The organism is Paracoccus onubensis, assembly GCF_003591515.1.
Classification (GTDB): Bacteria; Pseudomonadota; Alphaproteobacteria; order Rhodobacterales; family Rhodobacteraceae; genus Paracoccus; species Paracoccus onubensis.
On record NZ_QZCG01000001.1, the window covers coordinates 490,418 to 510,861 of the forward strand.

Consider the following 20,444-nt stretch of genomic DNA (forward strand, 5'->3'; position numbering starts at 1 on the left):
TCTGGGGACCCTCCGGCTTTCTGAGGGAGGAGTTTGTTAGATTCATTTTATGAGGATGCCATGAACGTCAATTCTGCTCTTTCCGGGTGGCAGTCTTTTGTTTCCGACCGCCAGTCACGCATGGACGCGACAAATGATGAAGCTTTGAAGAAACATTTCGCCGCCGAGATTGAGCTGGCGCAGCAGACAATTGAATCGATGGGCAGCGATGCACCCTCCGCTCCGGACATGACGGCCCCAGAGCCTCAGGCGGATCAGTTTCCGGTTAAGACCAACTCTGAAGCCGAGCCCGGGGATGGTAAAGGGCAAAGCGGAGCAATGCCGGAATTGACCGGGAAGCTTGCGCAGTACCAGGACGAAATTCGTATCGCGTCCGAGGCGACTGGCGTTCCGCCGGAGCTATTGGCTGCCGTGATATGGGATGAATCCAAAGGCATTGCTTCCGCTGCTACGACGAATGGTGAGAATGGCCTGACCGATAGCGGTCTGATGCAGGTGAACCCCGAAACCTTCGCGGCCCTGAAGGCCAAGCATCCCGACCTTCTGCCTGGCGGGCCGGATGATGTGCAAAGCAATATAATGGCCGGCGCACTTTATCTGGCCGAGCAGAAGGCGACCTTCGGGGATTGGGACTTGGCGCTGCGTGCCTATAACTCGGGACCGGGTTCGGTCGACCCATCGGATCCGTCGATCTCGACCACGGGACTGGGAACGAAAAACTATGTCGACAAGGTCAATTTCTTCGAGGATCTGATTGCTCGCGGGCAGGTGCTGCCGGACGGTTTCCCAGGCGGCAATCAGATGTATTGAACCGAACCCGGCATCAAGGCTGAGCAAGCTCTACGAACGCACCAGCGTCGTCATCACCCCCGACCTCATCGGGAAATCGTGCAGGCAGCGGAGCGATTGCCCGAGTTCCCGGCCCTGGGGCGTCCGGTCGCCCTCCGGAGACACGGGAACTGAGCATAGCGGGACTGCCCTATCTGATCGTCTGCGAGGTCGGTGTTGACATGGTGACGATATTGGCGGTGTTTCATGCCTCCCGAGACCTCTCGCGAGCCCTGCATGACAGGATCCAGGGCAGCTAGGAGCTTATACCAGCCCCTGCCGGGCGGGCTGCCATTTGAAGCGCGCAAGGATGATGCCGTGATCATTGGTGCCGCTGTCCTTGTGGTCATCCCGGTTCAGATGATCATTGGCGACCTGCAGCCCGTCAAAGCGCCATAGCCGCCGCCGTGAATTGTCGTAGAACTGCTCGCTGACCAGGATATGGTCGAGGCTGCCATGCTGGTCCTGGTAGATATAGGTGTAGTAGACATCCCGGACCGAGCGGTATTCCTGCAGGGTCTGCGCGGTATAAAGAGCATTGTCGCCACCTCCCGTCGACAGCGTGGTCAGGAAGCGCGGCTGCTCGGACAGGATGTTCAGCGTATTGGACTCCTTGCCGTCATTCATGTCGCCGATCAGCACGACCGGCGTCTCGGTGTCCTTGGCAATACCCGTTATCAGCACCCGCAACGCGGTTGCCTCGGCGGTGCGGCGGATCGTCGAGAGCGCATAGCCGATAGCCGTGCGATGCGCTCCGTGCGTATCGCGGTCATACCATTTCTCGCGATAAATCTCTGCCGGGCGCTTCGATTTGAAATGGCAGACAAAGGCTTCGATGTTCGGCGTGTCCGAAGATGGACGAAGCTGCAACCGCAGCACGGGGCGCGAGAAACGCGCGAGGTTCACACTGATTTCCGGTTGCTGCGGATCGTCGCCGGTTGATTTCAGCATCATCTCGGACGGGAAATCCACGATCCATTCGGGCTCATTCACCAGCAGGTCGCGGCGGATGGCGGCGGCGCAGGTGATGCGATTGTCGGGATGATCGGGCGGCGCGAGCAGGAGATGGCTTTCGGCCATGCCGGCACGGTTCATCGCCTCCTGCAGCGCTTCGGGCGCCCAAAGCTCCTGGAAGCCGAACAGATCGGCGTCCATGCGGGCAAGCATACGCGCGGTGAAATCGATCTTGCGGTCATAGACCTCGTCGGACCAGCCATCCTTGTCGGTATAGACCGGCTTACCGGGGAGCTGCAGGTTCAGCAGGTTGAACGAACAGAATGAGACATCTTTTGCAGCCATGATATCGCTCTCCATTACGCCCAGTGATTGTGGGATCATGATGTAACTTTCACATAACAAGCGGAGGCCGTAAACGATGCCGGGCGGCAATCCGGCGCGCTTGACGGGAGCGCCATTCATCGGCGGCTGCTTCAGCCGCCGATCCTTGACCTGGCACCATACCCGTCATTCAATGTGACATTCTTGCAGAACTGGCAAAGCAGCATAGCCGCGGGCGGATCGTATCCTCTGGCAGCCCGACGTGATCCTCGATCACCTGTCCGGAGGTTTTCATGACCCTGATTCTGCTTGCCATCTTCCTGCCGGATTCGCAGCGCCGGCGACGATTGCCGGATATGCGCTTGTCCATGGCATTGCGAAGAATCTCATCGGCGCAGGTCTTGCTGTCATTCTGCTGGGCGGAATTGGCGGCTTGGTCATTGGCATCTCGGCCATCGCCCCTCTGAATGTGCTCGGCGAGTGGGTCCTTTCGGACTGAGACGGATGCCGCAATTGGCTGCTCACTGAAGAAAACCGGCGGCTTGCGCGGCGGAATTCCGGTTATCCGCATAAAGATAGAAAATCATTTCATCATGGGGCGATTGTCAGCCAGTTAGGCCCACTTGGCCCGAACTGGAAATTCGGCCATCGGCAGCAATCTTGTGAAAGTCGCCCGGTTGTCAGCCTGAGAATGTCATTTTCTGTGTCACGTTGAGTTGGCGTTATCTGCTCGGGCGAAGCGCTGTCAAAAGATCAGTGTGGTCCATCCCAATAAATTTTAGTGAGGGCTTGGTGGAGCCGAGGGGAATCGAACCCCTGGCCTCATCATTGCGAACGATGCGCTCTACCAACTGAGCTACGGCCCCATCGCCGCGATATTTGACGCCGGGATGTCGTGATGTCAAGCAAGGTCGGAGGAATTGCCGGCAGGGTATGGCGTGTGGGCCTTGTGCTGTTTTGCAACTGCCTGTGATCGTCCGGAACCTTCGTGGCGTCAGGAACGTTCGCCGCTGACATCTGAAACAGACGTGATGTGCAGTCTGCAACGAAGAAGGATATATTGGCGATATGAACTTACGCTCACTCGCACTTGCGCCCGCCCTGATCATCGGCCTTGCCGTTCCGGCACTGGCCGAGAAGATTCCGCTGAACGAGATCTCGAATTATCTCAACAGCCTGAAAACGCTCACGGGCGCTTTTACGCAGGTCAATAACGACGGATCGATTTCGACCGGAACGGTCTATATCCAGCGGCCGGGCCGTGTCCGGTTCGAATATAACAACGATTCCACGCTGGTCCTGGCATCGGCGGGCAATGTTGCGATATTCGATCCCAAATCCAGCGGCGGGCCACAGCAATATCCGCTGTCGCAGACCCCGCTTTCGATCATCCTCGACGCCAATGTCGATCTTAGCCGGGCAAACATGGTCACCGGCCATAGCGAGGGCAAGAACTCGACCATCGTGACCGCTCAGGATCCCGAACATCCGGAATATGGCAATATCCAGATGGTCTTCACCCCGGGGCCGACCGAATTGCGTCAATGGGTCGTCACCGACGACGCAGGCGAGAAAACCACCGTGATTCTTGGCGAGATGAGCAAGGGCGGTGCGATCGCGTCCTCCAAATTCTCGATCAGGAACGAGTTGGCACGCCGCAATTAATTGTCGCCAATCATTGTCCGATCTGCATCAACCGGGCCGAATCATCAGTCCGGTTGATATGATTTATCACGAAAGCGCACTTGAACTCTGGGGCGGTGTAGGTCAACGGTAAGCCTCGCATTCGCTGCCAGGTTATTCCATGTCAAGCCAAGCCCGGATTTTCACGCCCATCCTGATCGGCGGTTGCTTCATCCTGCTGATCAATTTCTCGCTTCGCGCCAGTTTCGGCGTGTTCCAGATCCCGATCGGAGAGGAATTCGGCTGGCCGCGTGCCGAATTCTCGCTTGCCATCGCTATCCAGAATCTTGCCTGGGGGATCGGGCAGCCGATCTTCGGAGCCTTCGCCGAACGCTGGGGAGATCGCCAGGCGATCATATTGGGCGCGTTCCTCTATGCCGCCGGACTGGTTCTGACCGCCTTTGCGACCACGCCGGCCACGATGCAATTGCTGGAAGTCATCGTCGGTTTCGGCGTTGCGGGAACGGGCTTCGGGGTTATCCTAGCCGTCGTGGGCCGCGCAGCGAGCGACGAGAATCGCAGCCTTGCCCTTGGCATTGCGACCGCGGCCGGTTCGGCCGGGCAGGTGATCGGTGCGCCGCTGGCCGAGATCCTGCTTGGCTTCTATACGTGGCAGATGGTGTTCATCATCTTCGGGGGGCTGGTTCTGCTGTGCCTGCTGTTCCTGCCGATGCTGGGCGGCGGCAAACCCGCCACCCGCTCGGAACTGGAAGAGAGTCTGGGCAGTGTGCTGCGGCGCGCCTTTCGCGATCCGACCTATCTGATGATCTTCGCCGGGTTCTTTTCCTGCGGCTATCAGCTTGCCTTCATCACAGCACATTTCCCCGCCATGATCACCGAAATGTGCGGCCCGATCAATCCGCTGGGCACGCTTGCCTCGATCGGGATCACCACGACATCGGCGCTGGGCGCGGCCGCCATTTCGCTGATCGGACTGGCGAATATGGCGGGTGCGATCTTTGCCGGGTGGCTGGGCAAGCGCTATAGCAAGAAATATCTGCTGGCGGGCATTTATACGCTGCGCACGATCGCTGCGGCGGCATTCATCCTGACCCCCATCACGCCGGCAACCGTCATCATCTTCTCGGTGGTGATGGGCGGGCTGTGGCTGGCGACGGTGCCGCTGACCTCGGGGCTGGTCGCTTATATCTATGGGCTGCGTTATATGGGAACGCTGTATGGTTTCGTGTTCCTGTCCCATCAGATCGGATCCTTTCTGGGGGTCTGGCTGGGTGGAACGCTTTATGACCGCTTTGGCGATTACACATTGGTCTGGTGGGTCGGCGTGGGGGTCGGCGCATTCAGTGCCCTGATCCATCTTCCCATCCGCGAAGCCCCGTCACGCCTGCAGCCCGGAAGTCCCGCTGCCGCATGATTTCTTGCAATTTTTATGCGTAATCAATAGCTTGTTTTCCTGCGCCAGGAGTAGGAAAATTTATCGCTGTCAAATCGTTTCATACATGGCAGGGTAGGGGCAGGCGAAGCCGGGACCTGCCCGGAACACGGAGGAAACGAGATGAGACCGATCAAGATACTGTCCGCGACCGCCGCGGCCTTCACCCTGGCTGCGGGCATGGCATCGGCGCAGGTGGTGGTTTCGTCCAAGATCGACACCGAGGGTGGCGTTCTGGGCAATATCATCCTGCAGGTGCTGGAGGCCAATGACATCCCGGTCGAAAGCCGGATCCAGCTTGGCGCGACTCCGATCCTGCGCGAAGCCATTCTTGCGGGCGAGGTCGATATCTATCCCGAATATACCGGCAATGCCGCGTTCTTCTTCGAGAAGGCGGGCGATCCACTGTGGAATGACGCAGAAAGCGCCTATCAGGAGGCCGCGAAACTGGATCTTGACGCCAATGAGATCGTCTGGCTGACTCCCTCTCCTGCCAATAACACCTGGGCGGTTGCCATTCGCAGCGATCTTGCAGAGGAAGCAGGGCTTCGGACTTTCACCGATTTCGGGAAATATGTCGCTGGCGGCGGCGAGGTGACGCTGGCGGCGTCGTCTGAATTCGTGAATTCCGAGGCGGCGTTGCCCCGGTTTCAGGAAGTTTACGGCTTTACGCTTCAACCGGATCAGCTGATCACCCTGTCGGGTGGCGATACGGCCGCCACGATCGCCGCCGCTGCGCAGCAGACCAACGGTGCGAATGCCGCCATGGTCTACGGCACGGATGGCGGGATCGCGCCTTCGGGACTGGTCGTTCTGGAAGACGACAAGGGCGTTCAGCCCGTCTATCAGCCGGCCCCGGTAATCCGCCAGGAGGTGCTGACGGAATATCCTGCGATCGAGGATCTGCTGAAACCGGTTTTCGAGGGCTTGACGCTGGATGTCCTGCAAGAACTGAATGGCAGGGTACAGGTCGGTGGCGAAGCGGCGGCAAGCGTCGCAGAGGATTACCTTACGCAGAACGGTCTTCTGAACTAGGGGCGCCGGTTCTGGCCGGATACGGGGTGCGCGCACTCGGGTGCGATGCAGGCACCGCCGCCCCGTCTTGCGCGAAGGCAGCACCGAAAGGCGGCTGAGGATGACAGATGTTACCAACCTGCGGGACCGCCCGGCATGGCTGACTCTGGATAAGCTTGGCGTATTGATTGCGTTGATCGCGGTTGCGGGACTGGCGCTGCCTTTCGCATTGCTCAAGGCAAACCGCATCGTGCCGGGTGAAGCCCGCGGCATTCTGGACGGGCTGCCCGGCGGTCCGGGCTTTCTTTTCCTGGCACTGCTGATCGCCTGCATCCTAGCGGCGCTGTTGCGCGTTCCGAATTTGGTCAAGCTTGGCGCCAGTGCCACGGCATTGCTTGCGCTGTTCCTGCTGATCGGCGTGGCCGCCAGCAACCTGATGCCGCCCGAGAACAATTATGCGCGGGTTTCTCCGTCATCCGGGTTCTGGCTATTGGTATTCGCCAATTCGCTGATGCTGGCAGATGTCCTGACCCGTCTGCGGCTGGGGCCGTGGATACGGATCGGGATCCTGCTGGGGGTCTGTGTCGTGGTCACGCTGCTGCTCTGGAGCGGCAGCTGGAACGATCTTTCCATCCTTCAGGAATATGCGACGCGTTCCCGCGCGTTCTGGCAAGAAGCCCGGACGCATATCCTGCTGACCTTCGGCTCTGTCGCGGCGGCGATCCTTGTCGGTATTCCGATGGGGGTTCTGTGCTACAGGCGCAAGGCGCTGCGTGCCGCAGTGCTGAATGTGCTCAATATCGTGCAGACGATCCCGTCAATTGCGCTGTTCGGCCTGCTGATCGCGCCGATGGCATGGATCGCCGCGACCATCCCCGGCGCCTCCGCCATCGGCATCTCGGGCATCGGTACCGCGCCTGCTCTGGTGGCTCTGTTCGCCTACTCGCTTCTGCCCGTCGTCTCAAATACGGTCGTTGGGCTTCTGGGCGTGTCGGCGGCGGCAGTCGATGCGGCGCGTGGCATGGGGATGACCCGGCGTCAGCGGATGCTGGGCGTCGAATTGCCGCTGGCCTTCCCGGTGATCCTGACCGGAATCCGGATCGTCCTTGTCCAGAATATCGGGCTTGCCACGATTGCCGCCCTGATCGGCGGCGGCGGTTTCGGGGTCTTCGTCTTTCAGGGCATCGGACAGACCGCGATGGATCTGGTGCTGCTGGGCGCGGTGCCGACCGTGGCGCTGGCCTTTGCAGCGGCGGTCGTGCTGGACGCCGTGGTCGAGATGATAAGCTAAGAGGTTCCCATGATCGAGATCGACGGTGTCAGCAAGGCTTATGGCGATAATCTGGCGGTGAACGATGTCAGCCTGACCATCCAGCCCCATACGATTTGCGCCGTGGTCGGAACGTCCGGATCGGGAAAGACCACGCTGATGCGGATGATCAATCGTCTGGTCGAGCCGACCTCGGGCCAAATCCGTATCGACAGCGAAGATGTGACCGCGGTTCCCGCGCATGAGCTGCGTCGGCGCATCGGTTACGCCATTCAGGGGAATGGATTGTTCCCGCACAAGAATGTCGGCCAGAACATCGCCACGGTGCCGCGGCTCTTGGGCTGGAATGAAAAGCGTATCTCGGCCCGGGTGGATGAATTGCTGGAACTGTTCCAGCTTGATCCGCATATGTTCCGGGACCGGATGCCGCATGAACTTTCAGGCGGGCAGCAGCAGCGGGTCGGTGTCGCAAGGGCGCTTGCCGCAAAGCCCAATATCCTGCTGATGGATGAACCCTTCGGTGCGCTTGATCCGGTCATCCGGACCAGGGCGCAGGACGATCTGCTTGCGATCCAGCAGCGCTTCGGCACCACGATCGTGCTGGTGACGCATGACATGGAAGAGGCGATTCATCTGGGCGACCGCATTGCCGTGATGGACGAGGGCAAACTGGTGCAATTCGCGCCTCCGGCAGAGATCATCGGCAACCCCGCCTCTGATTTCGTCGCGGAACTGCTGGGGCCGTCGGATCGCGCATTCCGTCTGTTATCACTGTCCCGGCTTGCCGATCACGTCGAGTCCGGCGAGGCGACGGGCGAGCCGCTGCCATCGACCGCCAGTCTGCGCGACGCCTATTCCGAGCTTTTATGGTCCGGCAGAACAGCCGCGCCGGTGGTGACCGCCGCAGGAGATGTGATTGGCCGTATCCGGCTTGAAAGCCTGACCAGACTGGCGATGGCCCCGAAATGACGATTGGAAACCTGATAAGGCTTCTGGTCCTTGCGGTTCTGATCGCCCTGCTGATGCGCCCGGATCTCTTCGCCGGATTTTTTGCCCTGTTCGCCAAGCCGGGGCAGCCGGTGATCTACAATCAGGGAAACTTGCTGGCCATCACCATCAGTCACCTGCTGATTGTTGCGATTGCCGTCCTGGGTTCGACCATGGTCGCGGTCGGGCTGGGCATATTGGTGACGCGGCCCGCCGGAGCGGAATTCCTGCCGCTTTCACGTGCCATCGCCAATATCGGCCAGACATTTCCTCCGGTCGCGGTGCTTGCGCTTGCGGTTCCGGTGCTGGGCTTCGGCACAGGGCCTACGCTGGTGGCGCTGTTCCTGTATGGCCTGCTGCCGGTATTCGAGAATACGCTGACCGGATTCACCAATCTGCCGCCCCGGGTCATGGAGGCGGCGCGTGGTGCGGGGATGACGGGACGGCAGCGGCTGTTGCAGGTGGAATTGCCGCTGGCGCTGCCGGTCATTCTGGCCGGCATCCGGATTTCGACCGTGATTGCGCTGGCGACCGCCACGATCGGCTCGACGGTCGCCGCCCGGACGCTGGGAGAGGTCATCATCGCCGGATTGCTGACGGGCAACACGGCCTTTGTCCTGCAAGGGGGGCTGATCGTCGGAGCGCTGGCGGTGCTGATCTATGATGCATTGTCGGGGCTGGAGCGTCTGCTCATGGCCCGTCAGGGGCGAGGGGTGGCGAGATAGGCCGGTCAGGTGTCGCCAGCGCGGTACGGGTCGGGGCTTGTCGCGCTGAATTGGAAACGCCGGTTATTTGCGTCCCGCGATGGCCGGGGGCGCTGCCCCCGGACCCCCCAGGTATTTGGACAAAGAAGAAGGGAGAGGAAGCGAATCCGGGCAGACGCGACAGGTTCCAGGCAACCGGAAAATCGTTCAGCTTGGACCTGAAACGATTTAACCCCGCGTTGCGCCGCCACCGGAATGACGCGCGAAGAAATCCGCCATCCGTTGCGCGATATCCTCGGGAATTTCTTCGGACATGTAATGCGTTGCGTCCACGGCCTCTCCCTCGACTTTTTCCGCGCGAAGCCGCCACAGGGCAAGCGCATCGAAACATTTCTCGATCACGCCCCGTCGCGCCCAAACAACCTGCAACGGCATCGTCAGCTTGCGCCCTTCGTCCTCATCGTCGTGACGCAGATCTATCGTGGCGGCGGCGCGGTAATCCTCGCAGGTGGCATGGATGCATGCCGGATCAGAGAAGGCGGCAAGATATTCGGCAAGCGCGTCCTTGGTAAAAGGATTCCCGCCGCCCGCCTGTTTGCCGCATTTTTCCTTCCAGAAGGCTTCGGGATCGTGGCCGATCATGCGTTCCGGCATCGGATAGGGCTGGATAAGGTAAAACCAGTGCCAATAGGTTGCGGCGAAATCCTGGCTCGTGCCTGCATACATCTCGCGGGTGGGGGCAATATCCAGCAGCACCATCGACAGAACCCTGTCCGGCATATCCAGCCCCAGACGATGCGCCACGCGGGCGCCGCGATCATGGGCGCCGATATGGAAGCGCGGGAAACCCAGCTCCTGCATCAGCAAGCCCATCTCGGCAGCCATCGCCCGCTTGGAATAGGGGGCGTGATCGGGAGCCGATTCAGGTTTGTGCGACCGGCCATAGCCGCGCAGATCCGCGCAGATGACCTGAAAATCCCGTGCCAGTAACGGCGCAACCCCATGCCACATGGCGGAGGTCTGGGGATAGCCATGCAAAAGCAGCACCGGCGCGGCATCCGGGTTTCCGCCGCGCCGGATAAAGATCTGGCCATCGCCGGTCTTTACGGTTTCCTCAACGAATCCTTCGAACATACTGCCCCCTTTGGTCCGGTTAAGGGGGAGAGTGGCGCGAAGCCTGGCCCCGAGTCAAACCCGATAGCCAAAGGGGTCTGCCCGGCGATCACTCTGCCGCGGCGCGTTTCGGCAATACCCAATCCGGGCGCGGAAAATGGCAGGTATAGCCGTTGGGGATACGCTCCAGATAATCCTGATGCTCTGGCTCGGCAGTCCAGAAATCGCCGACCGGTTCCAGTTCGGTCACGACCTTGCCGGGCCACAAGCCAGAGGCATCCACATCGGCGATCGTGTCCAGCGCGACCTGTTTCTGCGTGTCGTCCATGTAATAAATGGCCGAGCGATAGCTGGGGCCGACGTCATTGCCCTGCCGGTTGGGCGTGGTCGGATCGTGGATCTGGAAAAAATATTCCAGAATCCGGCGATAGCTGATCAGCTCGGGATCGAATGTGATCTCGATTCCCTCGGCATGGGTGCCATGATCGCGATAGGTGGCGTTCGGCACATCGCCGCCGGTATAGCCCACACGGGTCGAGACGACGCCGGGCAGCTTCCGGATCAGATCCTGCATGCCCCAGAAACACCCTCCGGCCAATACTGCACGCTCAGACATTCAGCCCTCCTCTATCTGGTTCAGATACTCGCCATAACCTTCGGATTCCATGCGGTCTTTGGGAACGAACCGCAGCGAGGCGGAATTGATGCAATAGCGCAGCCCACCCGCTTCGGCCGGACCATCGGGAAATACATGTCCCAGATGGCTGTCGCCATGTCTGGAACGAACCTCGGTCCGGACCATCCCGAAGGAATCATCACGGAGTTCGGTGATATTGTTGTCGATCGGCTTGGTGAAGGCGGGCCAGCCACAGCCGGAATTGTATTTTGCCGAACTGGCGAAAAGCGGCTCGCCGGTGACGATGTCGACATAGATGCCCGGCTCGAAATGCTTGTCATATTCCCCGGTAAAGGCGCGTTCGGTCCCGTTTTCCTGCGTGACCCGGTATTGCTCGGGGGTCAGCTTGTCGATTGCGTCCTGCGATTTGGTAAAATTCATTGACCACTCCGTAAAATGACCTTCCGTGCGCGATTATATGGGAAGACCGCCGCGATTTGCCAAGATGGGCAGCCTTCGCGTCGCGTCCGATGACCGATCGCGCCAAAGTCGTCACAGCTTCGCCATCCGGGTCTTGGCGTCGGCATATTCCTTGGCAAGCCGGTCGATATAGGTGGCGGCCGGAACGACGTCATGTATGGCTCCGATCCCTTGTCCCGCGCCCAGAATCTGGCTCCATGCCTTGGGTTTGGACGAGCCCTGAGCGAAATTCATCTTCGAGGCGTCCGACTTTTCCAGATTGTCGGGGTCAAGCCCGGCATTGCGGATCGAAGGCGCCAGATAATTGCCCGAAACCCCCGTGAAAAGCGATGAGGTGACGATATCCATTGCTCCGCTGTCACAGATCATCTGCTTGTATTCCTCGGTGCCGCGCGCCTCCATGGTGGCGATGAAGGGGCTGCCGATATAGGCCAGATCGGCCCCCATCACCTGCGCCGCCAGCACCGAGCGCCCAGTGGCGATGGCGCCTGACAGCAGTAACGGTCCGTCGAACCATTCGCGAATTTCCTGAACCAGGGCAAATGGCGATTGCGGGCCGGCATGGCCACCGGCACCGGCTGCGACGGCGATCAGCCCGTCGGCGCCTTTCTCGATGGCTTTCTTCGCAAAATGATTATTGATGATGTCATGCAGGGCGATCCCGCCGCAATCATGTGCCGCCTCGTTGACTTCAGTGCGGGCGCCAAGCGAGGTGATCCAGATCGGCACCTTGAAGCGGTGACAGATTTCGATATCGCGTTCCAGCCGGGCATTGCTGCGATGCACGATCTGGTTGACTGCGAAAGGCGCGGCGGGCTGGTCGGGATTGTCCTGATTATGCTGATCCAGCTCTTCCGTGATCCGCGTCAGCCACGCCTCAAGCTGAATCGGATCCCCATCCTTCTCGCGGGCGTTCAGGGCGGGGAAACTGCCCACGATACCGGCCTTGCATTGCTCGATGACCAGAGAGGGGCCGGAAACAATGAACATCGGCGACGCCACAACGGGAATGCGCAGATTTTGTAGAATGGGTGGCAGCATGAGTTCCTCCTTGCAGGTCCGGAAAGGATGGCGCGAGTGACGGCGGGGTTCAACCCGTGACGCAGCGATGCGGCCGTGCTTTGGATGCGCCGGTTAAGGCATCTCATGCGCCCAGGGCGGGTTTGCCCCGGGGCGCGATACGGTGATCGCGGCGGCCTGCGCGCCCAGACCCAAGGCCGCGTGAAGCTGATCGCCAGTGATCGCGGCGATGCCGGGTTTGCTCAGGATGCCCTGCCTGCGCAGACTGGCAAGAACGCCGGCATTGAACGTGTCGCCGGCCCCGATCGTGTCGGCGACACTGGTGCGGATTGCGGGGGCCTCGACAGTCTCGCCGGACCAGATCGCGCGGGCGCCGGATGCGCCGCCGGTTTGCAGGACAATCCTGGCGCCAAGCGCCAGCACCTGCCGCGCGGCATCTTCGATGCCAAAGCCGGGATACAGCCATTCCAGATCGTCGGCGGATAATTTCACGATATCCGCCTGTGGCAGAATGCGGGCAAGCCGCGCGCGATAGGCTTGTTCGTCCTTGATGAAGAACGGACGGATATTGGGATCGACCATGACCGGCAGCTTCGCGTGGTTCCGCTGAATCAGGGCTTCGATCGCCGTGCCGCAAGGGTCGGGCACAAGGCTGATACCACCGGCGAAAATCGCCTCGGTCTGCGCGGGCAGGGCAGGGATGTCGTCCGGGGAAAGCATCCGGCCTGCCGAGCCCTCGTCATAGAACGCATATCGCGCCTCGCCACCGGCCAGGGTCACAAGCGCCAGCGTGGTCAGACGATCCGAGCGGGGGCATAACCCGGTATCCACCCCGGCCTCGGTCAGCGGGCGCAGCAGAACCTCGCCAAAGGAGTCCCGGCTGATCGGCCACAGATAGGCGGTCGGCTCGCCAAGGCGGCCCAACGCGATGGCGGTGTTATATACCGCGCCGCCCGCAAGGGGCCTGAAAACGCCATTTTCCGGCACCATGTCGATCAGTGCTTCCCCCGAACACAGGATCATGATCGCGTCCTTCCCTATACTGCTTGCGCCCGTGTGTTAGCCCAAGGCGACAGTTTCCGCCGGCTCGATGCCGCCGAGCTGGATATAACCTGTCGATTCACCGAAATACAGAAAAACTGTTAGCGCAATCAGGGCTGCGATAACGGCAGCCGCGATTTTCCAGACCGACCAGGGACGTTCCCCCTGAACCCGCCCGGATTGGCCGTTGACGAGAAAGCGATAGCTTTTGCCGTTATATTTATACGCGGCGATCCAGATGGGCAGCACGATATGCTTGAAGGTTTCGGCGCTGTAATCGGTTTGCACATGGGTGACGCGCTGTTCGTCGCCGCCGATGTCGCGCCGGGCGTCGTTCGCGATCACGCTGGCCATTTCCTGCCGGGCGATCTGGTGGCCATCGGCAAGCGCAACCGTGTATCCTTCGGCATTGAACCCGGCAAGGTAATCGGGCCGGTATTCAGCCAGATGCGACAGATCCCACGGCGCCAGCCCGTCCGAGAAATTCCGCGGCAGCGATTCCGCGGCCAGCACCAGCACATCGTTGAAATTCCGCGCGATACGACCGGAAACGGGACGCCAGCGAATGCGGCGAACCTGACGGGCCACGCGCTGTTGGCGGCCGTTCACGTTTTGCGTGACATAGACGGTCTGGTAATAGGCATCGCCGCGCTGTCCGCTGTAAGAGGAGCGGGTACTGGCATCGAAGGTCCAGAAAGGCGAATAAATCCCGGTCATCCGGCGACCGCGCCGCGCATAGGCCACAAGTCCTGACGGCGCGAACCACAGCTTGCCCAGCCAGTCCTCCATGGCTCTGCGCGCCTGATTTTCATTCAGGACAAAGGGCAATACCCCCTGCGGCTTGATCTGACGGGTGGCACCGGTATCCGTGACCACCGGAGTCGCGCAGAAAGGGCAGTCGCTGGAATGGCTTGCCCCGGTGATCTGGATGCGCGCGCCGCAATTCGGGCAGGACAGGGTGCGGATTTCCTCGGCCATGTCGGAAGCGGCAGCGAGGCGCAATCCCTTATCAAGCGGGATCTCGGTCAGTTGCGGCGATTTATGCGCCGCATCCCATTGAAGCGCATGGCCGGTTTTTGGGATGCGTGACGGATCGCCGTCATTGGACGGCTTCGGGACGATGCGCTGCTGATGGCCGCAATAATCGCAGACCAGATATTCCTGCCCCGGCTGATAGCGAAGACTGGCGCCGCAATTCTCGCAGGGATACCGATGCTCGGCCGACAAGGCGGTCATTCAGGATCAGTCCGGAAGCGGCGGCGGGATGTCCGAAAACAGTCGCGACAGTTCCGATATTTCTCCTGCGGCGGTCCAGCCGTCGCGCCCCTGCGCCCAGACAAGCGTCTCGCGGGTCAGGCTGCCATCTGTGACCATCTGCTGAAGCTGTGACTGTCCGAATGGCCCCCTGGCTTGCCCGTCGATGGCTACATGCCACTGTGCGTCCTGCTGACCGGGAAGCGGAGGAGGGGCCGCACCGGCGGCATTCTGCGCCGGAACCTGCTGCTGTCCCTGTCCTTGTCCCCAAGGACCGCCAGCGGCCATGCCCATTCCCATTGCGGCCCCCATTGCCGCGCCCATGCCCGCACCGGCGCCGCCGGGATTGTTGCTGGCATTCAGCATCGCTTCGCTTGCCGCATATTCGCGGTAACGGCTGAGATCCCCGATGATTCCCATCGAGGTGCGCTTGTCGAGCACCTTCTCGACCTCTTGGGGCAGGCTGATATTCTCGATATAGAATTCCGGAATGCTCAGGCCATATTCGTCGATCACCGGCTTGATCGCATCCGCGACGAGTTTGCCCAGATCGGCGGTGTTGGCGGCCATATCAAGCACCGGAATGCCCGAGCCTGCGATCATGCGCGAAAATTCCTGCACGATCACGTTGCGGATCTGAAAGGAAATCTCGTCGCTGGTGAATTCGCCGTCTGTTCCGACGATCTCGGTCATGAAGCGGGCCGGATCGGTGACCCGCATGGAATAGGTGCCGAAGGCGCGCAATCTGACCGGTCCGAATTCCGGATCGCGCGCCATGATCGGGTTCTTGGTGCCCCATTTCATCTCGTTGAAACGGGTGGTGTTGACGAAATAAATCTCGGATTTGAAGGGGCTCCGGAAGCCGTGATCCCAGTGCTGAAGCCGGGTCATCACCGGCATGTTGTTGGTTTCCAGCATGTAAAGACCGGGCGTGAACACATCGGCCAGCTGTCCTTCATGGATGAAGACCGCTGTCTGCCCTTCGCGCACTGTCAGCTTGGCACCGTATTTGATCGCTCGCCCGACCGTGTCGAAGCGCCAGACCATGGTATTGCGCGAGTCGTCGACCCATTCGATGACCTCGATGAATTCGCCGCCCAATATGTCGAAGATACTCATGGTTCCGCCCTTACATCAGCAATGGTGATAAACAGGAACTTAGTCGGCCAGAAGCTCTCCTGCAATCGTTCGGACAATCGGGGCTGCCTCCTCCTCGGTCATGCCGGGGCGCAGGCGCGGATCGTAAAGGATCCGCAGCAACAATTCGTCATGCCTTGTCAGCAGGGCGAATTCCTCGTCATCGTTGAAGATCGAGGGGCGAACCGTCGGGCTGTCATTGGCAAGACCCATGCCCTGCGCCAGCTCTTCATGAATGCAGGACAGCCGCAGCAGCGGCGGCAATTCCGCCCGGATCAATGCGACGGCATGGGCGTAGCTGTAGGAATTGCCCTGCGAATAGGCAAACACCGTGCAATAGATGTCCGGCGACAGCCGGCCGAGCGTGGTGACGTCATGGCTTGGAATCGAGGGGGCGATGTCGCGCAGATATTGCCCGATATTATGCCGCTCTTCTTCCGCCAGCACCAGCAGGGTGAAATTGCCATTGCCCTCGGTCGTGCCGACCGTATGGCCGGATGTTTCCGCCAGCCGGGCGGAATAGGCCGCGACCTCGCCCCGAATCTCGCGTCTGACCGCCACATCGGACGATGGGCCGAATGCGATTTTGATACTGACCGGCTGTTCCCATCTGCGCAGCGATGCCGCGGCTTCCGCGCCTTGCGGGTTCTGCACGCCGTTACTGTCATATTCGTCCCGCAGGGCGATCTGGATGAAATCCTGCGTCAATGACTCGGCATTTATCGGAATATCCGCTGGAATGCGGTCCTGACGCAGCCGGCCGGCGGCAAGAAGCCGCTGCTCGACTTCAGAGTAATAGCTGCGGCGCGATTGACTGGTGGGATTGGCTGCCGCGCGAGAAGCCGCGAGATTGGCTTCGCGATTGCGTTTCGCCCGCGCCTCGCGAAGCTCCGCCTGCGTGGGACCCGGATCAGGAGGCGTCGGCTTGGCGACCGGAGGCGGCGTGACAGGGACGTCCTTTCCGCGTTGATCCGTGCAGGCCGTCACGGCAATTGTCAGCATAAGGGCCAGAATCGCCCATGAACGCCGTGCAGAGACATGAGAGGGAAAACCGGCCGTCGCTTGCATCACATTACTTCCCTTGGGGCTGCCTGCCCGCTCCCTTCGAGATTTCCTGACGCTGTGCGCTTGCGGCGGCAAGCGTATTGCGCAATTCCTTCTCCATCTGCGTTAACTCGTCTTCGGCGGCGGCGCGGCGGGCGCGGCCTTCATCGGCGATCCGCAGGCTGTCCTCGATGGTCGAGATCAGCTCCGCATTGGCCGTACGGACCGATTCAATGTCAAAGACGCCCCGCTCGGTCTGGGTGCGGATTTCTGCATTGGCCTTGCGCAGATTCTTGGCATTACTGGTCAGCAGGTCATTGGTCAGGTCGTTTGCTGCCTTGACCGCACCTGCGGCTTCCGCGCTGCGTTGAATGGTGACGGCCTGCGCAAGCTGCGTTTCCCAAAGCGGCACGGTATTGACCAGCGTCGAATTGATCTTGGTGACAAGGGATTTGTCATTCTCCTGCACCAGCCGGATCGAGGGCAGCGACTGCATCGTGACCTGCCGCGTCAGCTTGAGGTCATGCACACGGCGGTCAAGATCGTCGCGCATGGCCCGCAGGTCGCGCAATTCCTGCGCTTCCATGACCTTGTCATCGTCATTCGCCGCGTTCATGACGGCTTCCTTTGCGGGGATCACATCGCTGTCCAGCTCGCGCAGCTTTTCTTCGCCGGCGGCAATATACAGGGCCAGCTCGTCATAGAATGTCAGCGTGCGGTCATAAAGAATGTCCAGCGATTTAATATCTTTCAGCAGTTTCTGCTCATGCCCTTCCAGATCGATCGTCACCTGATCGATCTGACTTTGCACATTCTCGTAATTGGCGATGAATTTCGCAAAGGGGGCCGAACGACCCAGCAGTCTTTCCCACCAGCTTTGCTTGCGCCGCGTATCAAGTTCAGAGGCCGAGAAGCCGCGAATGGTCGTGACGATCTCGCGCAGGGATTCTCCGGCCGGTCCGACATCCTTGTTCTTCACATCCGCCAGCATTTTCTGGCTGATCTGCTGAAGCTCCGTCTGGGCGCGAACCCCGAAATGCATGACCGAGGCCGAGTCGGTCATGTCGATCTCATCCATCCGTTTGCGGATTTCCTCGGTTGTGACGGAATCTGCGGACCCTATCTGGACCTGATTGCTGTCGGGTTCGGGCAGTACAACCTTGGTGACGTCCTCGATATCCTTGGTAACGGCTTCGGCGCGACGCTTCGTCTCTTCGGTCATGACATGTTTTCCCTTTTGACTTTGACGACCGCGTTGGCCGTATTGCGGCGCAGCATAGGGTGATTCGTTACGCTTACAACACGAATGAGGGGCGAAAATCTCGCCCCTCTTGCAGATTGCAACGATCTCCTGTGACCTGATTGCATCACATCGGACAGCGTCAGGCAGCCTTCGGCTGCGCGGCGAAGCGGCCGTAGAATGTCTGGTGCTTTTCCGCCAGTTCGCGCAGCAATCCGGGCGTTTCAAACCGCGCGCCATGCCGTTCTGTCAGCCCGTCGCAGATTTCGACGGCACGCGTGGCACCCAGGATATCGAGCCAGCCGAACGGCCCGCCCGCCCAGGGCGCAAAGCCCCAGCCAAGGATCGCGCCGACATCGCCTTCGCGGATATCCTCAAGCACGCCTTCCTCAAGCGCCCGCACGGCTTCCAGTGATTGCGCGAACATCAGACGGTGCTGTATCTCGGTCAGTTCGGGCTGCTCCTGTGCTTCGGGATATTGCGCCTCCAGCCCATCCCACAGCCCCTGACGCTTGCCCTTGTCGTCATAGGCATAGAAGCCCGCATTGGACTTGCGGCCCAACCGTCCCAGATCGGCCATCCAGAACAGCACCTCGTCAACCGCGCCATCGGGATAGGCATCGCCCATCGCAGCTTTGGTCGCCTTGGCGATCTTGACGCCAAGATCGATCGAGGTCTCATCGACCAGTTGCAGCGGCCCAAGCGGCATACCCAGCATCTTCGCGGCATTCTCGATCAGCACCGGGTTCACACCCTCGGCGACCATGCGGATGCCTTCGTTGATATAGGGGATGATGCAGCGATTGGCGTAGAAAAACCGCGCATCGTTCACCACGATGGGCGTCTTGCGGATCTGCCGCACGAAATCCAGCGCCTTGGCGACGGCACGCGGGCCGGTTTCGCGCCCCTTGATGATCTCGACCAGCAGCATCTTGTCCACGGGACTGAAGAAATGGATGCCGATGAACTGTTCGGGCCGGGCGCTTGCGCGGGCCAGATCGCTGATCGGCAGGGTCGAGGTATTGGTGGCGAAGATCGCATCCTGCGGAATGACGGCTTCGGCCTTTTTCGTCACTTCGGCCTTGATGCCGGGGTCTTCGAAAACCGCCTCGACAATCAGGTCGCAGCCGTCAAGCGCAGCGTAATCCGTGGTGGCCAGAATACGGCCCAGCAATTCGGTTTTCTGATCTTCGGTCGCTTTCTTGCGGCTGATGGCCTTGTCCATCAGGCCCTCGGAATAGGATTTGCCCTTATCGGCGGCATCCTGTTTCGCGTCGATCAGCACGACCTCGATCCCGGCCTTCGCACTGACATAGGCGATCCCTGCGCCCATCATTCCTGCGCCCAGAATGCCGACCTTCTTCACCGTCTGATCGGGGGCCTCGGGCCGGTTCGCGCCCTTTTCCAAGGCTTCCTTGTTGATGAACAGGCTGCGGATCATCGCGGTGGATGACGGATTCATCAGGACATTGGTGAACCAGCGGGCTTCAATGCGCAAAGCCTGATCGAAGGGGACCATCGCGCCTTCATACACGGCCGACAGCAATGCTTTTGCCGCAGGGTAAACGCCTTTGGTCTTGCCATGCACCATGGCGCTTGCGCCGACAAAGGTCATGAAACCCGCCGGGTGATAGGGTTCCCCGCCCGGCATCTTGTAGCCCTTTTTGTCCCATGGCTTGACCAGATCGTCATCGCCGGCATTCAGGACCCATTCACGGGCAGCCGCCACCGGATCCGCAACCACCTCGTCAACAAGCCCCGCCGCTTTCGCCTTGGCCGGAGGGTTCAGCTTGCCTTCCAGCAGGAAGGGAGCGGCGGCCATGGCTCCCAGCTTGCGGACCAGCCGGGTCGTGCCGCCGCCGCCCGGGAAGATGCCGACCATGATCTCGGGCAGGCCGATCTTGGCCTTGGCGTTATCGGCGGCAAAGATGCGATGCGTCGCCAGAGGCAGCTCCAGCCCGATGCCAAGCGCCGTGCCGGGCAGGGCGCTCGCAATCGGCTTGCCGCCTTTCAGCGTCTTGGGGTCCATCCCGGCACGTTCGATCTTGCGCAGCAGATGATGCAGGGTCATCACGCCGTCGAATACGCCCTGCGCACCGCCATTGTCCTTCATCCCGGCAATGACGTTCAGATCCATCCCGGCGGCGAAATCCTTCTTGCCGCTGGTGATGACGATTCCCTTGACGGCATCATCCGCCAAAGCGCCGTCAATCAGCTTGTCCAGTTCCGCCGCGCCGTCCAGAGACAGTACATTCATCGACTTGCCCGGCACGTCCCAGGTGATGATCGCCACGCCATCGGCGTCTTTCTTCATCGTAAAATCGGTCATTTCCATGCTCTCC

General features: G+C 60.5%; 18 protein-coding genes and 1 tRNA gene. 7 read left to right on the forward strand and 12 right to left on the reverse strand.

What is annotated here, in order from left to right; all coding sequences use genetic code 11:
• The first annotated feature begins 60 nt into the window (after positions 1 to 60).
• On the forward strand, positions 61 to 810 hold the full coding sequence (locus tag D3P04_RS02410; protein ID WP_119745496.1) for a transglycosylase SLT domain-containing protein: 750 nt from the start codon (positions 61 to 63) through the stop codon (positions 808 to 810).
• 282 nt (positions 811 to 1,092) lie between these two features.
• Here the strand turns inward: D3P04_RS02410 and D3P04_RS02415 are convergent, their stop codons facing one another.
• Complete coding sequence (locus tag D3P04_RS02415) at positions 1,093 to 2,247, reverse strand: endonuclease/exonuclease/phosphatase family protein (RefSeq protein WP_220475245.1); 1,155 nt, start codon at positions 2,245 to 2,247, stop codon at positions 1,093 to 1,095.
• Between the two features lie 649 nt (positions 2,248 to 2,896).
• Positions 2,897 to 2,972: transfer RNA gene (locus D3P04_RS02425), tRNA-Ala, on the reverse strand.
• Between the two features lie 202 nt (positions 2,973 to 3,174).
• Between D3P04_RS02425 and D3P04_RS02430 the strand changes: the two genes are divergently transcribed.
• From D3P04_RS02430 to D3P04_RS02455, 6 genes are all read left to right on the forward strand, one after another.
• Entirely contained in the window at positions 3,175 to 3,771 is a 597-nt protein-coding gene (locus D3P04_RS02430) for a LolA family protein (protein WP_119745499.1), read from the forward strand.
• Positions 3,772 to 3,910: 139 nt separating this feature from the next.
• Positions 3,911 to 5,164 carry an MFS transporter gene (locus D3P04_RS02435; RefSeq protein WP_119745501.1) on the forward strand — a complete coding sequence of 418 codons (1,254 nt, stop codon included), beginning with the start codon at positions 3,911 to 3,913 and terminating at the stop codon, positions 5,162 to 5,164.
• 141 nt (positions 5,165 to 5,305) lie between these two features.
• Entirely contained in the window at positions 5,306 to 6,217 is a 912-nt protein-coding gene (gene osmF, locus D3P04_RS02440; protein ID WP_119745503.1) for a glycine betaine ABC transporter substrate-binding protein OsmF, read from the forward strand.
• 100 nt (positions 6,218 to 6,317) lie between these two features.
• A complete protein-coding gene (locus D3P04_RS02445; protein WP_119745505.1) occupies positions 6,318 to 7,487 on the forward strand; it encodes an ABC transporter permease in 1,170 nt (389 codons plus the stop codon).
• Positions 7,488 to 7,496: 9 nt separating this feature from the next.
• The gene (locus D3P04_RS02450) at positions 7,497 to 8,435 is read left to right on the forward strand and encodes an ABC transporter ATP-binding protein (RefSeq protein WP_119745507.1); all 939 of its coding nucleotides are present in this window, start codon (positions 7,497 to 7,499) and stop codon (positions 8,433 to 8,435) included.
• Complete coding sequence (locus D3P04_RS02455; RefSeq protein WP_119745509.1) at positions 8,432 to 9,178, forward strand: ABC transporter permease; 747 nt, start codon at positions 8,432 to 8,434, stop codon at positions 9,176 to 9,178. The genes D3P04_RS02450 and D3P04_RS02455 overlap by 4 nt, the downstream gene beginning before the upstream one ends.
• A gap of 207 nt (positions 9,179 to 9,385) precedes the next feature.
• On the opposite strand, the gene D3P04_RS02460 is transcribed toward D3P04_RS02455, so the two are convergent.
• From D3P04_RS02460 to D3P04_RS02505, 10 genes are all read right to left on the reverse strand, one after another.
• A complete protein-coding gene (locus D3P04_RS02460; protein WP_119745511.1) occupies positions 9,386 to 10,291 on the reverse strand; it encodes an alpha/beta fold hydrolase in 906 nt (301 codons plus the stop codon).
• Positions 10,292 to 10,379: 88 nt separating this feature from the next.
• The gene (msrA, locus tag D3P04_RS02465; RefSeq protein ID WP_119745513.1) at positions 10,380 to 10,886 is read right to left on the reverse strand and encodes a peptide-methionine (S)-S-oxide reductase MsrA; all 507 of its coding nucleotides are present in this window, start codon (positions 10,884 to 10,886) and stop codon (positions 10,380 to 10,382) included.
• Positions 10,887 to 11,327 (reverse strand): peptide-methionine (R)-S-oxide reductase MsrB, encoded by a 441-nt coding sequence (gene msrB / locus D3P04_RS02470; RefSeq protein WP_119745515.1) that lies wholly within the window; start codon positions 11,325 to 11,327, stop codon positions 10,887 to 10,889.
• Between the two features lie 111 nt (positions 11,328 to 11,438).
• A complete protein-coding gene (locus tag D3P04_RS02475; protein ID WP_119745517.1) occupies positions 11,439 to 12,407 on the reverse strand; it encodes an NAD(P)H-dependent flavin oxidoreductase in 969 nt (322 codons plus the stop codon).
• A gap of 93 nt (positions 12,408 to 12,500) precedes the next feature.
• Positions 12,501 to 13,409 carry a carbohydrate kinase family protein gene (locus D3P04_RS02480; RefSeq protein ID WP_119745519.1) on the reverse strand — a complete coding sequence of 303 codons (909 nt, stop codon included), beginning with the start codon at positions 13,407 to 13,409 and terminating at the stop codon, positions 12,501 to 12,503.
• A 36-nt stretch (positions 13,410 to 13,445) separates the two neighbouring features.
• On the reverse strand, positions 13,446 to 14,663 hold the full coding sequence (locus D3P04_RS02485) for a zinc ribbon domain-containing protein (protein WP_232844862.1): 1,218 nt from the start codon (positions 14,661 to 14,663) through the stop codon (positions 13,446 to 13,448).
• A gap of 6 nt (positions 14,664 to 14,669) precedes the next feature.
• Positions 14,670 to 15,800 carry an SPFH domain-containing protein gene (locus D3P04_RS02490; RefSeq protein ID WP_119745521.1) on the reverse strand — a complete coding sequence of 377 codons (1,131 nt, stop codon included), beginning with the start codon at positions 15,798 to 15,800 and terminating at the stop codon, positions 14,670 to 14,672.
• Positions 15,801 to 15,839: 39 nt separating this feature from the next.
• Entirely contained in the window at positions 15,840 to 16,886 is a 1,047-nt protein-coding gene (locus D3P04_RS02495) for a DUF2927 domain-containing protein (protein WP_119745523.1), read from the reverse strand.
• Positions 16,887 to 16,890: 4 nt separating this feature from the next.
• Positions 16,891 to 18,084 carry a toxic anion resistance protein gene (locus tag D3P04_RS02500; RefSeq protein ID WP_119745525.1) on the reverse strand — a complete coding sequence of 398 codons (1,194 nt, stop codon included), beginning with the start codon at positions 18,082 to 18,084 and terminating at the stop codon, positions 16,891 to 16,893.
• A 160-nt stretch (positions 18,085 to 18,244) separates the two neighbouring features.
• Positions 18,245 to 20,431, reverse strand: a complete 2,187-nt coding sequence (locus tag D3P04_RS02505) for a 3-hydroxyacyl-CoA dehydrogenase NAD-binding domain-containing protein (RefSeq protein ID WP_119745665.1) — start codon at positions 20,429 to 20,431, stop codon at positions 18,245 to 18,247.
• Between the last annotated feature and the right edge of the window lie 13 nt (positions 20,432 to 20,444).

What these genes read in the sequence shown, in the direction of transcription:
- D3P04_RS02410 (WP_119745496.1), top strand. Translation starts at nt 61, where the DNA reads ATGAACGTCAATTCTGCTCTTTCCGGGTGGCAGTCTTTTGTTTCCGAC.
- D3P04_RS02415 (WP_220475245.1), bottom strand. Translation starts at nt 2,247, where the DNA reads ATGAATGGCGCTCCCGTCAAGCGCGCCGGATTGCCGCCCGGCATCGTT.
- D3P04_RS02430 (WP_119745499.1), top strand. Translation starts at nt 3,175, where the DNA reads ATGAACTTACGCTCACTCGCACTTGCGCCCGCCCTGATCATCGGCCTT.
- D3P04_RS02435 (WP_119745501.1), top strand. Translation starts at nt 3,911, where the DNA reads ATGTCAAGCCAAGCCCGGATTTTCACGCCCATCCTGATCGGCGGTTGC.
- osmF (WP_119745503.1), top strand. Translation starts at nt 5,306, where the DNA reads ATGAGACCGATCAAGATACTGTCCGCGACCGCCGCGGCCTTCACCCTG.
- D3P04_RS02445 (WP_119745505.1), top strand. Translation starts at nt 6,318, where the DNA reads ATGACAGATGTTACCAACCTGCGGGACCGCCCGGCATGGCTGACTCTG.
- D3P04_RS02450 (WP_119745507.1), top strand. Translation starts at nt 7,497, where the DNA reads ATGATCGAGATCGACGGTGTCAGCAAGGCTTATGGCGATAATCTGGCG.
- D3P04_RS02455 (WP_119745509.1), top strand. Translation starts at nt 8,432, where the DNA reads ATGACGATTGGAAACCTGATAAGGCTTCTGGTCCTTGCGGTTCTGATC.
- D3P04_RS02460 (WP_119745511.1), bottom strand. Translation starts at nt 10,291, where the DNA reads ATGTTCGAAGGATTCGTTGAGGAAACCGTAAAGACCGGCGATGGCCAG.
- msrA (WP_119745513.1), bottom strand. Translation starts at nt 10,886, where the DNA reads ATGTCTGAGCGTGCAGTATTGGCCGGAGGGTGTTTCTGGGGCATGCAG.
- msrB (WP_119745515.1), bottom strand. Translation starts at nt 11,327, where the DNA reads ATGAATTTTACCAAATCGCAGGACGCAATCGACAAGCTGACCCCCGAG.
- D3P04_RS02475 (WP_119745517.1), bottom strand. Translation starts at nt 12,407, where the DNA reads ATGCTGCCACCCATTCTACAAAATCTGCGCATTCCCGTTGTGGCGTCG.
- D3P04_RS02480 (WP_119745519.1), bottom strand. Translation starts at nt 13,409, where the DNA reads ATGATCCTGTGTTCGGGGGAAGCACTGATCGACATGGTGCCGGAAAAT.
- D3P04_RS02485 (WP_232844862.1), bottom strand. Translation starts at nt 14,663, where the DNA reads ATGACCGCCTTGTCGGCCGAGCATCGGTATCCCTGCGAGAATTGCGGC.
- D3P04_RS02490 (WP_119745521.1), bottom strand. Translation starts at nt 15,800, where the DNA reads ATGAGTATCTTCGACATATTGGGCGGCGAATTCATCGAGGTCATCGAA.
- D3P04_RS02495 (WP_119745523.1), bottom strand. Translation starts at nt 16,886, where the DNA reads ATGCAAGCGACGGCCGGTTTTCCCTCTCATGTCTCTGCACGGCGTTCA.
- D3P04_RS02500 (WP_119745525.1), bottom strand. Translation starts at nt 18,084, where the DNA reads ATGACCGAAGAGACGAAGCGTCGCGCCGAAGCCGTTACCAAGGATATC.
- D3P04_RS02505 (WP_119745665.1), bottom strand. Translation starts at nt 20,431, where the DNA reads ATGACCGATTTTACGATGAAGAAAGACGCCGATGGCGTGGCGATCATC.